We start from the raw sequence: 12,882 nt of genomic DNA on the forward strand, positions 1-12,882 counted from the left end.
GCTGCCGCCTACTGCTCGCGTCGAGCCCATCAGATAGCGTCGCAGAGCTTCGCAGTCAACAACCTGCACTACGGTACTGCTCGGACGCTTACGCTTCATCAATCTGATTCCCATTACATCTGATGGGAATCAGATTGCCGGTGCCGCGCCCTCATGAACAGACGGTACGTGTCGAGCGCTTACAGCGATGGGGACTGGCAACGCTTCTGTGCGGGATCGACGTGGCTCTACCGGACGCCCGACCTGAGCGACGCGCTCAGCGCATTTCAGGACGAGACCGCACGGTTCGCCGCCCGGCGTCTCGCGGAGCTTTCGATGGCGGGCGGACCGCTCGATCTGGCGTCCGCGCTGCTCGAAGCGGTACGGAGCGCGAACGGTGCGATCAAAGTGCAAGTCGCTTCAGGAAAAGTCGAGCATTGACTGAAGTTCCCGCAACTCTCCTCTCTTTGCCAGTTGACTGACTTTAGCCGCAAAGGGTGCATGCCGCGGTGCCGCCTGAGCAATCTTTTCCGCCCAGTCAAGCAAATCGGATATCGCGCCCAGCTCGATCAGCACGCGTGCTTCGTCGAGCAATACCGTGGCAGGTGGTTCGAGAAACGGTGGATCTTGCGATGCCGGCTGCGCCAGTCGAAGCTCACGTTGCATCTTCAGCAGCGTAGCGATTGTGTTACGCAAATCGGCAAGACTGATCGGCTTGAGAAGCTGGGCGTCGAAACATTCGCCCGCATCCGGCCGTGCTGCCTGGCTAAACGGCACAGCGGAAACGAGAACGACTGGGACATGTGGATGGCAGCTTCGTGCAGCGGCCAACACGTCATGCCCGGATGCCTCTGGCATGAGTCGATCGGTTAGGATGAGTGCCGGAATCGGGCAATCCTTCGCAATCAGTCTCCGGACCGCTGACGCGCCATTATCGTAGGCTTCAACCTCGAACCCGAGGCTGAGCAAATCTCCGCGCAACAACTCTCGGATCTCGGCTGTATCTTCGGCCAAAAGGACGAGTTTTCCATCTCCGTCTATGAGCGGGAGCGCGTCAGCCGATTCATGCATGCGCAGACTGTCGACCCCCGCTTCGTCCACCTCATCGACCGTAAGCGCGATGACGACCTTCGTTCCGATTCCTGGGGTACTGTCGAATGTCAAGGTCGCCCCCATCCGGTCGGTCCATAGCTTGACAATAGAAAGCCCCAAACCGATACCTGGCCGATGGTTGTATTCCCCTACACGCACGAACGGCTCGAAAACGCGCTCGTGATCGACGACAGCAATGCCGCACCCGCTGTCGGATAGGGAGAAGCGCAGATTCCAGCGCCGCTGCGTGCTATCGACAGGATCCGCGCTGACGGTCAGCAGGATACTGCCGTGGTTCGTGAACTTGGCTGCATTGTCCAGAAGGTTGCCAAGCACCTGGTGCATACGCTGTTCATCAAGCTCGATGACTGGCGGTAGATCTCCGACGACGTTTAGAGAAAACTCATTAGCGCTGCGATTCGCGAGCGCATAGCCATGCTGTGAAACGGCGTCCAGTAGAGCGTAGGTGTACACAGGTTGGGGTGACAGCGTGTCCGCTTCGCGCCCCCTAGCATAGTCGATCAGGTCGTTGACCATACCGAGCATGTGGTTGGCGCTGCGGCGGATGACTCGACCGCGTTCCGCATCCTCGCGACCATCCGCTTGGATTAGATCGGCGAAGCCGATAATCGATGTGAGCGGCGTTCTGAGGTCGTGGCTGATTCGGGCGAGGAAGTCGCTCTTTGCCCGTATCGCACCGTCGGCCTGCTCAAGTGCGCTACGCAGCTCGCGGGTACGTGTGGCAACCGCATTCTCGAGTCGCTCCTGAGTGGCCTCGCGTTCAGCCCAAAGCAGCCGCTGCACTTGTCGCTGCTCAAGCAGTAACTGACGCGACCTGCCGCCGACGATCATCGATAGCAAAACCAGCACGCCGATACTGTCCCAGATCTGTGCGGTGCCCGCGCTAAAACTGGTGGAAATGAATCCGGATAGCACACCGAGGCGAATGAAGAGCGTCGCACAGTCGGGAAGAAACGCTATCAGAATAAGGCGCGCGTTCGCCACCTTGCGCCGGTACGCATGAGCCACGGATGCTATCCACACCAGATTGCAGAGGAGTGTGCCCTGGATGGCGACCGCTGCGCTTGTGCGATAGTCCCCGAACGCGGTCCAGGCGGCGGCGGCGACAAGCGCCGCAATCATGATCTTGTAAGACCAGCGCCATGCACCGAATTTGTCGAATCCAATGAACGAATACAGCAGCGCCGAGAACAGAGCGACACTGATGTTGCCCGCGATGCTCGGCAGGCGCACGAGCCAGTCGCCACCCTGATGAAGAAGCAGCGCGTAAAGATAGCCTTCGAAGGCTAGTTCGTAGATGACTTCGGACACCACGGTTGCCGTCAGTATCACGAAGACACGGTCGCGCCACACAGCTGCAAGCACTGCCGAGAAGACGGCCATCGCGAGCATGGCGCCTGTCAGCAGCATATGCGCGGTGATGCTGCGCTGGGCTTCCACGTGGAAATTCCTCGGGTGCCAGAGATGCAAGGACAGCGTCATCGATGAACGGCTTCGCACGCGGATCAGATACCGCATTTGCTGGCCAGGTGTCAGCGTGACCGGAAACGCGGTACTGACGGTTTCGAGCGGCCGGTTCGCGATCGGCGCTCCGATTCCGGAACGGTAGCGCACCTTGGCCGCGTTACCATCTTGATCGACCACGTAGAAAGCGACGTCTTCGAGACGTACTGGATCGACCGAGATCCATCGCGTGGTGGTTTGCGCGCCTTGATTTGAGAGTGTGCCGGCGATCCAGATGGTCGACGACGTGAAACCTCGTGACAGCGTGCGCGCGGTCGCACGCTGCCAGCCGTCGCTGTGCAATACGGTGTCAGCTGCGAGGTTTGCCGTGCGATCGTCGAACAGCATGACGTCGTTCGCCAGCGATCGGTACCCGGAACCTGATGCGACGTCGATTGCCTGCGGCCATCGAAGGTCAGCCGAAAACGCGCTCAATGCGAAAAACATCAGCAACCACGCCAGTGCCAGCTGGCTACCCGCATGCGTGCGTCGGCCGATCATGGATTGGTCAGTGCTTCATTCGCATGGCTGCCCGCGCGGCGAAGCATACTCGGGGAGACGCCAAAACGTGTCTTGAACGCGGTCGCGAAGTTCGCACCGTTCGTATAACCGACTCTACGCGCGATGGTCACGATGTCGCTGTTGCTCTCGAGCAGCAGACGCCTCGACTCCTTGAGTCGTTCTTCTCGAATGTAGTCGAATATTGTGAGCCCGATGCAACGTTTGAGCGCTTGCGATAGCCGACGTGGTGAAGTACCGGTCCGAGCGGCAAGCGCTTCGACGTCGGGTTCGTCGGCGAAGTTGGCGAGCACGATGGCCTTGACTTGACGGAAGAGCGCGAGGTCGATATTCGTAGCATCCTGATTAAGCGGCTGGACGCCTGCTGTCGGTTCCGATTCGGTCGCAATGCCATTCAATCTCAAGTGCATGGCAACGCGCAGCTTTACCTCGTCGAAATGGAACGGCTTGGTGATGTAGTCGATCGCCCCGGCCTCGAGGCCGGCAACGCGTTCCTGGGGTTGGCTTGATGCGGTCAGGAAAATCAACGGTACGTCTGAAGTGGCCGGATCGGCTTTCAGTCTGCGGCACGCAGTGAGCCCGTCGCAACCCGGCATCTTGATGTCCATCAGAATCAGGTCCGGCCGGACGGCACGTGCCTTGTTCACACCGTCTAGGCCGTCGCTCGCCACGAATACGCGAAAGTCCTGTTGTCGGAGGAATTCGGCGAGCAGGCTACGATCGTCGAGGTGGTCATCGACAACAAGGACGCGGGTCATAAATCAGCGGCTCGATGTGCTGCGTGCGGAGAGATCGGACGGATGCATATTGTGTTGCCGATAATAATGATCATTCGTTGTGCCGCAATGTCACCATCGCGTCGGCGGAGCAATGTACCGCAGGGAGGATATCTCGGAAACCGGCAGCCGTCGGCGGCGGGCGAAAATAATATCCGGCACCAAACAAAACAGACCGATTCGCAAAGTATTGCACTGCGTCATACATCGAATTGCTTTATCCGCGACTCGTTTGGAGAAGCGCCGAATCGTTTTCGGTACGCCGTCGAGAAATTCTGCCGGGTTCCATATCCCACTGCCTCGGCGATCGTCTGGATGTCGATAGTCGTTTGTGTAAGCAGGCTTGTCGCATATTGCATGCGCGCTTCGAACAGGAACTGCGAGACCGTCATGCCGGTGCATCGTTTGAAGACCAGGTTCAACCGCAAAGTATTCGTGCTCAACGTACGCGCGAGAGACGGAACGGGGGATGCTTCGTGAAGACGGGCAAGTAGATGGTAGCGGGCGTCTCGAAACAAGCGCGTATCCAGCGTATCGCCCGGATACGCGGCAGTGTTTTTGCCGCATGCGTAACGGCCTGCACGCGCATGGATGCTGAGGCGCAGGTGAACCTCCTTCAGATCGAAGGGTTTGGACACGTAGTCGATGGCACCTAACCGTAGCCCTTGTACGCGCTCGGCGGGTTGGCCGGCTGCCGTCAGGAAGCAAATCGGGATCGCGCGCGTATCTGGAACAGATCGTAAAAGGCGTGTGGTGGTCAGGCCGTCGCATACCGGCATGCCTACATCCATCAGGATCAGGTCGGGAATAATGGCCAGCGCCTTGCGAAAGCCGTCCTGGCCGTCGCATGCGACAAAAATGCGGCAACCGATGCCGCCGAAGTATTCCGCCAGCAGCAGTCGATCGTCAGGATTATCGTCAATGATCAGGATCCGCATTCCGGAAATGTCGCTGGAGCGTGATCGTTCAATTGCTTGTGGCATGTAAATTTCGCAATCGATTGGCGAGAGAGTCCGATGGCTTTATCTACCCGGAGCGCCGGACTGTTTACGGGCGAGATTTCTCTTCTTCCGGGTTAACGGCAACATCCGCCGCTAACTTGAGCTCGCAGCTGATGGTCGGCTCCTTCGAGCACCGAGTGCGACCCCGGTTCGGTCTGGATCTCGGCATCCCGTCGCGAGCCCTGTTCTCGGACGAAGATTTTATCGAGCCCGGCAAACCTTAGCGACAGTCTTTCAAAGGCCTGACTCCCACTTGCATATTCCTCCGCGGTATCGTCCGCTCCAACGATGTGGCGAGTACTCCACATCCCGCAACCGAATCGATACTGCATACGCCGCTTGCGTCGCAAGTCGATGGCGAGTCGGCGAGTGGCCAATCACCGACGGGGAAGCTATGCGAATAGCGCATCGAAATATAGAGAGAATTCCGACAATGAAAAATGAGAGGTCAACGATCCTCGGTACGCGGGTTTTAGGTGTGGGGCTGTTGACCAGTGCGGCATTGGCCGGCTGCGGCGGGGATGCTTCTCCGAATGTGCAGGTTTCAGCATTCCCTAGCTGCAGCAGTACCGCTCACGTTCCGAGCGTCGACGGATATCCGGTGTACAGGGTACAGCCAGGGAATGTCGACAAATGCTCAATAGCTGCGCATTACGATGCCGGCTATGCAATCGTGGCCGACGGCGATGTCGACATCTGGGGGCCGACCGACGATATGCCGGTCTTCAAGGTCGATAGCGGCGTCGCCGCAATGGAGCCAAGCGGCACGGATGGCATCATCAGCACGGTACCGGTAGCTTCATCGATCCCTGTCGCCACGAAGAGCGAGCAGTCGTCGGGCTTCATCCTGGCGAAATCCGCCGTCGACGGCGCGCCGGTAGAGTGCCAGATACAGGACGGCACCACGGACGGGAACGGCATCGATCGCTGCCTGGACCCGGTTCGGGCGAGCCAGGCGCGGCAGCGTCTGACGAAATCCGCAGTGCAGTCGGCTATGGTGCGCGCGACGGTGGACTCTCCGGCGGGCATCGCCGGCAATGCCAATCCCGACCCTTCCGCATGGACCCTGCTCGGCAACAGCTCGCAGGAAGTCAGCCTAGAGTCGTACACGGACAATTGGTGGCAGTCCGACCAAAAGGCCGGCAGCGCGAAACTCCAGTTTTCGTTGTATCGCCTGAATTCAAGTACGCAGAACGACTATTATCTCGTGAAGGCTAACTGGGAAACTACGCCTCAACCGCGAATCAACAAGACGCATCCGACGCGCAAGGATACGTGCGTGAAGGGCGATTACTGCGGTTATTACAACAACCTCCACGATATGGCATTTTCCTTGTCAGTCGTCAGGGGCGGTGTGGTGATCCAGGGAAATGTCGATAATTACATGCCCAAAACCGTCGAGAGAAACACCACGGTGACGCAAAAAATGGGCGGATCTCTTTCGTTTGGAGACAAGGGCGTAACTGCGTCGGTAAGCGGAGAAATTGCGACTTCGTATACTTATTCCGCACAAAATCTGATTTCGTCTTCGGACCATGGCATCGCGGAGTTTATTTCTTCCCATGCGACGTCGGCCAGTGATATCTGGAAGACCGATCCCACTACCGTCGGCACGGCCGGGACGGTTGCCTGGGTATTGTTCAGCGTGCCCGAGGGAGATCCAGCCGTCGAAGAAAGCGTGCAGATCAAGGTTTCGAAATTCGAGGGCAATTTCGGTCTGCGGGCTGACAATGACCTGATATCGAGAACGTATCTGTACGACTACAAGCTGGCCAAGCCTTACACCGTTAGCTATTCCACTCCGGCATTCGGCGTAAAGGTTCTGAACGACGACGGCACGACCCGACCAGTCCCTGCCGGACGAAATAACGCGATACGCCTGAAGGCCGGGGAATCCACGGAACTGCAGATTTCGGCGGGTGATTATTCCACGCCGATCAGGCTGGCTTGGCAAGTCACCAATTTGCCCGACTGGCTGGTGGCGTCGGTCGAGAAAGGCAGCGTCAATAGCGGCAATGGACGTGTCACCGTCACGGTGCGGCCGAACGCGACGCCGGGCGTGCTTGGCTACGTGATGATCAATACGAGCCCGCGTGCGGCCGCGGCGTCGATGCGCAACCAGGATATCGCCGTACCGATTCAGGTCGTTCAGTAACAGGCGGGGGCATCGATCGTCCGCATTTGCCGAACGCATTCGCAGGCGAAGTATTTACGGGATTGGCTCGGTCATTACGAATATTGGCCGAGCTATCTGAACACGCGTCCAGTTTCTTAATGACGAACCGGTCGCACGGCAAAATATAACTGAATAAAAATATCGCCCTCCAATTTGGAGTTCGAATTCATTGTTGAAAAATGGAGTAGATATCGTGAAATCCTTATCAATTAAAGTGGCAGCACTCTCGCTAGTCGTGTTTCTGGCATCGTGCGGTGGTGACGACACTGCGTCGCCCCAACCGAAGCCCCAGCCGCAAGCCGCTACCACCGTGATGGTTTATATGCTCGGCTCCGATCTTGAGAGTGGTCGTGGAAACGACGAGGCGGGTAGAAATGCTACGAAGAACCTCGAAGAGATGTTGAAGGCAACCCTGCCGTCCAATGCCAATATCGTGATCGAAACCGGTGGTGCGAATGTCGTCAACGATCCCACCCGCCTCGTTCCGAACTGGATCAATGTAAAGCGCCATGTCATCGCCAACGGCAAGCTTCAGCAGGTCGCGGATCTGGGCAAGGTCGACATGGGGGCGCCGTCAACCCTGTCCGATTTCATTGCGTGGGCGAAAAGCAAGTATCCGGCAGGCAATTACAAGCTGCTGCTGTGGGATCACGGGGGCGGTTGGACGGGATATGGTGGCGACGAGAATTTCAACGGGTCGCAGATGACATTGCCGAATTTGTCGAAGGCGATTGCGGACGGCGAGAAAGCAGCGAATATTCGCTTTGATCTGATCGGCTTCGACGCATGCTTGATGGCGACGGTTGAAGTCGCGAGCGCACTGAGCCCATATGCCGACTATCTCTTGGCGTCGCAGGAACTCGAACCCGGCAGCGGCTGGAACTGGACTACTGTCGTGGCCTCCGCGACGCAAGACGCACGTACGTTTGGGAAGTCGGTTGCCGATTCGTACATCGAAAAACAGGACGGCGAGCGGGAATTCAGTACGCTTTCGTTGATCGATCTGAGCAAGATCGCTAACGTTCAGACTACGCTCGAATCCTGGACGGGAACCGTGCTCTCGGCGATTTCCGGTTCGGATGACAGTTGGGCCCGGGTCGCCTGGATGCGGGCGACCTCACTGGGCTTTGGCGGTAATGGTAGCGGCACCGACAGTAACCCCTCCCTCGATCTGGTCGATCTGAAACAATTCTCCCGGAACATCGCGGACAAGGTTCAGGGTTCCGTTGCGCTGGCCAATGCGATCAGTCAGGCGGTGGTATATAGCAACACCAGTGCGAATTACAGCAGCGCGTCTGGCCTGTCAGTCTACTTTCCGTCTCGATCGTTCAAATCTGGCGCAACACAGTCACAGTATCAGGCGATCGATTTTTCGCCGAAGTACCGCGATTTCACAAGCAAATATATTTCCGCCATCGCGTCCAAGCCGCATATCAGCGATATCAATGCAGTCGTCAGGGGAGGGGCGATTACCGGGAGCGTCTCCAGTGACGCCGGGATTCTTTCTCTCGATAATCTTCTTTTTTCCAATGTCGGAACGGATGGTACGGCCACGCTGGTGGGCAGCAACCCCCTGGTCGATATAAGTCAATTCAGCGCATCGCAGTCGTTCAATGTGCCGCTGTCGGCCGACTGGCCTACGCTCGATGGCTACCCGGTGATTCTCGGCTATCTCTATGCTGACGATAACAATAAATACTGGGGTGTTCCCATCGAACTGAACGGAGAGCTGACCTATCTCTTGTACCGGTCCGATTCCAGTGCAACGGTGCCGTGGACGGCGATAGGCACGACATCGGCGCTCGCAGATCGCGTACCCCGAGTGATGCCGTTGCCCGACGCGGATGACAAAGTTCGCATCCTTGCCGCCAAGTTTGACACCACGACAGGGAAGGCGACCGATCTCGTTCCGGCGACGCCCGAGTTCAGCCTGGCAAATTTTGATCTCCAACTGACCCCGGTGCACGGTAGTTTGAGCCAGGCAATTATGGCGACCGATTCGACACACAGCGTCCAGTTTACGAATATTTATCCGCGTAACCCCTGAGCTGAAAAGTGTGGCCCGCCGTAAGCCGAATGGTAGAGACGGGCCACGTGCCTTAAGCGAGTCAATATATTCGCCATTGATGTGTGGCAGGGTATCTCTGTGCCACGACGGCTGGGGTGTTCAAACGCAAATGGCATTTGCTTTTCGAAGCGCTCAAAAATTTCGTGATGGGTTTCAGACTCAGGAACGGTCCCGCTTCACGTATCTGTTACGTCTCGCGTGGTTACCGTGGTGGATTGGTAGCGCGGAAATGGCGTTATTGGCAAGGCTCAATGGTGAATCATTCATCGATTTAATATGAAGTCCTTTGATGTGCGCGGGTGAATAGGTGCTATGCATGATGAACATTCTGTACACCAACTTCCACGGCGATTACGGCGGCGGCCAGGACACCTACGTCCGCGATCTCGCCGTCGCGATGAGCCGCCGTCACCGCGTGACCGTGGCGTCGCCGGAAGGCAGCCGCCTGTCGCGACTGCTGAGTGATAGTCCCGACGTAGCGATCTTCGACATGGAATTCAAGCCGCGCTGGAACCGGCTGTGCCGGGAGATTCTCAGGCTGCGCCAGCGGATCGCCACCGAACGCTTCGACGTAATCCACGTGAACGGGTCCGCCGATCACCGGCAGGTAATGCTGGCGCTGCTCGGCTACCGGTATCGACCAGCGGTCGTGCTGACCAAGCACAACACCTATCGCGCCGACAGTTTCGGCAACCTGCTGCGTGCCCGGCTGGCCACCGACCACACGATCGCGGTCAGCGACTACGTCGCGAACATGCTCGCGCTGCGCTCGCCGTACAGCGACGTCACTGTGGTCAAGCACGGCGTGCGCCGGCCGGCTGCCGAACGACTCGCGGCCGACGAGATCCGCCGCCGCAAAATCGCGCTGTTCGGCGCGTCCAGCGCGGATGCGATTGTGCTGGGCAGCAGCGCCGGCACCGCGCCCGAAAAAGGTTGGATGGACCTGATTGCCGCGCTCGGCCGCCTGCCGGAAGCCGAGCGCGAGCGGTTTCGCGTGCTGCTGGTCGGCGCGGAGCCGTCCGGCGAGCAACGCGAGCAAATCGCGCGGCACGGCATGGCGTCGCGCACCGCGTTCACTGGGCGGCTCGACGATGTGCGGACGCCGTTCTCGATCATCGACGTGTCGTTCGTGCTGTCGTACCACGAGAGCCTGTCGTATGCGTGCCGCGAAGCGATGTCGCTGGGCTGCCCGGCGATCGTGACGCGAGTGGGCGGGCTGCCCGAGAACGTCGAACCGGGCGTGGACGGCTGGGTCGTCCCGCCGCGCGAGCCCGCGGCAATCGAAGCGATCCTGCGCGCGATCGTGCAGGAACCCGGCTGCGTCCGTGCGATGGGACGCAGCGCGTGGCTGAAAGGCAAGCGCGAATTCTCGTTTGACGAGTTCGTCGACGCGACCTTGTCCGTGTATCACAAGTCGATTCGACACAACCCCTACCGCTGGGTGACTTCCTTGAGATCCACGAAATGGCAGTGAATATATGGAAGAGGTACCGGGACCTGCGCCACAAGGAACCGCCGGCCTACTGGAAGGCCGCACCGATCATCGCGCGGTGGCCCGCCAGTGCCGATTTCACTGAGGTCGGAGACCTCAAGACCCTACGGATCTTCCACAAGGCCACGTAATCCCGCTTTCCTGCGACCTGTTCGATGCTAACACGCCCCCCACGCTACCCGATCCTAATGTACCATCAGATCCGCCCGCTACCGCCGCCGACCGACCAGCTGCGCAGCCTGAGCGTCACGCCCGACGCGTTCCGCCGCCAGATGACGCTGTTCAGGCGGCTTGGCTACCGCGGCCTGAGCGTGCGCAAACTCCAGCCGTACCTGCGTGGGGATCGGCAGGGCAAGGTCTTCGGCATTTCGTTCGACGACGGCTTTCTCAACGTGCTGACGCATGCGATGCCCGTGCTGGACACGCTAGGGTTCACCGCGACCTGCTACTTCGTCGCCGGTCGGTTCGGCGGCGCGAACGACTGGGACGCGGGCGCGCCGACCACGCGCTCGCCGCTGATGACCTGCGAGGACATGCTCGCGTGGCGCGATCACGGCCATGAAATCGGCTCGCATACGCTCGATCACGTCGCGCTGTCGTATGTGCCGGCGTCTGTTTCGGCGTTTCAGTTGACCGAATCGAAGCGGCAACTCGAAATGCTGAGCGGTCAATGTGTCGAATCGTTCTGTTATCCGTACGGCAATCTCGATGCACGCGTGCGTGAGCAGGTCATCGCTGCCGGTTACGGCAACGCGACGACGACCCGGCACGGATGCGCCGGTGCAAACGACGATCCGTTTTTGTTGCCGCGGATTCCGGTCGCGGGCGGGGTCGGGGCTACGAGGCTGTGGTTCAAGTGTGCGCGGGTATCGCTAGGTCAGGCCGCAATGTTTCTTTCGCGTCGAGAAGGGACGGCAAACTGGTTCATGATTTCCAGTCGAACGCATCCCAGTTCCGCAAGGAATTCGATGTGATCGTCAAGCACTCATGCTTGTCATAGCGCGGTAAGCGCGGCCCGCGTATGAAGGTGATTTACCGGACGAACTTGCATTCGGCTTGTACCCGAACATCTTGAACGCGAAGAGCACGTTCATCTGCCCACCGACGATGACTGCCCGATTGCGGTGGTCAGCTCGGGCCGCTGGGCGAAGACATCGCGGAGCAACCGAATACGTGTGTGCGCACTTTCGTGTGATCCGTCATCGCCGTCCGAAGCTGGACTACGCGCGCTGTGATCGCATCGCGCAGGCTGCGGCCCCGAGCCGCCCGATCTATCGGGGCATCCCGAGACCAGCGCTGCGCGCTCACATCGCCGTGTCGAAGTTCGCGTACCATCTCCCCCTGCACCGCAAAGCGGTGATGTACGCGAGTGACACCGTCGGAATCGATCCGGGCGCGATGGGGTATTGGATGGGTAGCATCGAGGCGCTGCTCGCACCGTTGGTCGACACCGTGCGCCGCTCCGCGCTGGCCGGCGGCAAGGTTGATGCTGACGACACGCCGTTGCCAGTGCTGGCGCCCGGCAACGGTCGCACAAAGAGAGCACGTCTGTGGGATACGTGCGTGATGACCGGCCGAGTGCCTCCGAAGAGCCGCCGGTGGTCTGGTTCGCTGCTCGAACAGGTTGGTCTCCAGCTTCCGTGTTCGCTGGCTTCGATACGCGGCGATCGCAGCAGTGATCTCTTCGTCGATACCGTCAAACGCGGCGTCGACCGCTTTCGGGATTTTGATGTCGTTCCCGGCCGCGCGCGCGAAGAACAGGCGGAGAAATGTGTCGATGTCCATGTCGGCGCCGTAGCGTCGGACGTACTCGCGATAGTTCGCCTGGATCTTGGCCGAATAGCACATCGTCGTCTCCCATAAACGTTGCCCTTTCGACAGAGTATCGCGGTCAGGCGCGGGCCGAACAGAATTGCGGGGATCCCCACTCGGCTGTGAGCGGCCCTGGATCTTGTAGACATTGAGGTGTGGAGTCGCGGGAGGGTAATTTGGGCGGATGCAACGCGCGTGACCGTTAGTTGCGCATTTGAATTCCCCCCTCGCTGCTGGCTATGCGGCCGACGATTGTCGATGTTGCTGGCAGGCAGATGGGCGCGCACCCGCGCGCGCTGATTTAGGGGTGCGGCTTTGACGCGCCCCTAAATCTTTTGTCGCGCCGTTAGCGGTGCGGCGGCCGTCGGCCGCCGTAGCGCTTACGGCCTGCCGGAGGACAGCGTGTGTGGTTCGGAGGGGTTAGCCACGCAAGCGGGCAAGGC

The 12,882-nt window shown here is 59.3% G+C and carries 8 protein-coding genes and 1 pseudogene; 6 read left to right on the plus strand and 3 right to left on the minus strand.

The window, feature by feature from the left end; translation table 11 throughout:
- Positions 1-168 precede the first annotated feature (168 nt).
- Complete coding sequence (locus tag HWX00_RS34080; RefSeq protein ID WP_175028073.1) at positions 169-420, plus strand: hypothetical protein; 252 nt, start codon at positions 169-171, stop codon at positions 418-420.
- On the opposite strand, the gene HWX00_RS34085 is transcribed toward HWX00_RS34080, so the two are convergent.
- The 3 genes from HWX00_RS34085 to HWX00_RS34095 form a co-directional block, all read right to left on the minus strand.
- On the minus strand, positions 400-3,096 hold the full coding sequence (locus HWX00_RS34085; protein WP_175028072.1) for a hybrid sensor histidine kinase/response regulator: 2,697 nt from the start codon (positions 3,094-3,096) through the stop codon (positions 400-402). The two genes, HWX00_RS34080 and HWX00_RS34085, sit on opposite strands and share 21 nt — an antisense overlap.
- Positions 3,093-3,872, minus strand: a complete 780-nt coding sequence (locus tag HWX00_RS34090) for a response regulator transcription factor (protein ID WP_175028071.1) — start codon at positions 3,870-3,872, stop codon at positions 3,093-3,095. Before HWX00_RS34090 ends, HWX00_RS34085 begins: the two co-directional genes overlap by 4 nt.
- 218 nt (positions 3,873-4,090) lie before the next feature.
- Positions 4,091-4,828 carry a response regulator transcription factor gene (locus HWX00_RS34095; protein WP_124702978.1) on the minus strand — a complete coding sequence of 246 codons (738 nt, stop codon included), beginning with the start codon at positions 4,826-4,828 and terminating at the stop codon, positions 4,091-4,093.
- A gap of 496 nt (positions 4,829-5,324) precedes the next feature.
- On the opposite strand from HWX00_RS34095, the gene HWX00_RS34100 reads away from it, so the two are divergent.
- The 5 genes and pseudogenes from HWX00_RS34100 to HWX00_RS34120 form a co-directional block, all read left to right on the plus strand.
- Entirely contained in the window at positions 5,325-7,046 is a 1,722-nt protein-coding gene (locus HWX00_RS34100) for a hypothetical protein (protein WP_175868182.1), read from the plus strand.
- 214 nt (positions 7,047-7,260) lie between these two features.
- The gene (locus tag HWX00_RS34105) at positions 7,261-9,114 is read left to right on the plus strand and encodes a clostripain-related cysteine peptidase (RefSeq protein ID WP_226194317.1); all 1,854 of its coding nucleotides are present in this window, start codon (positions 7,261-7,263) and stop codon (positions 9,112-9,114) included.
- 340 nt (positions 9,115-9,454) lie between these two features.
- A complete protein-coding gene (locus HWX00_RS34110) occupies positions 9,455-10,609 on the plus strand; it encodes a glycosyltransferase (RefSeq protein ID WP_175028081.1) in 1,155 nt (384 codons plus the stop codon).
- 173 nt (positions 10,610-10,782) lie between these two features.
- Positions 10,783-11,601 carry a polysaccharide deacetylase family protein gene (locus tag HWX00_RS34115; protein ID WP_319001389.1) on the plus strand — a complete coding sequence of 273 codons (819 nt, stop codon included), beginning with the start codon at positions 10,783-10,785 and terminating at the stop codon, positions 11,599-11,601.
- A gap of 84 nt (positions 11,602-11,685) precedes the next feature.
- A pseudogene (locus tag HWX00_RS34120) lies at positions 11,686-12,282 on the plus strand (IS66 family transposase); the annotation flags it as partial.
- Positions 12,283-12,882 lie beyond the last annotated feature (600 nt).

This window comes from Burkholderia seminalis DSM 23518 (genome assembly GCF_902832885.1).
Lineage (GTDB): Bacteria > Pseudomonadota > Gammaproteobacteria > Burkholderiales > Burkholderiaceae > Burkholderia > Burkholderia seminalis.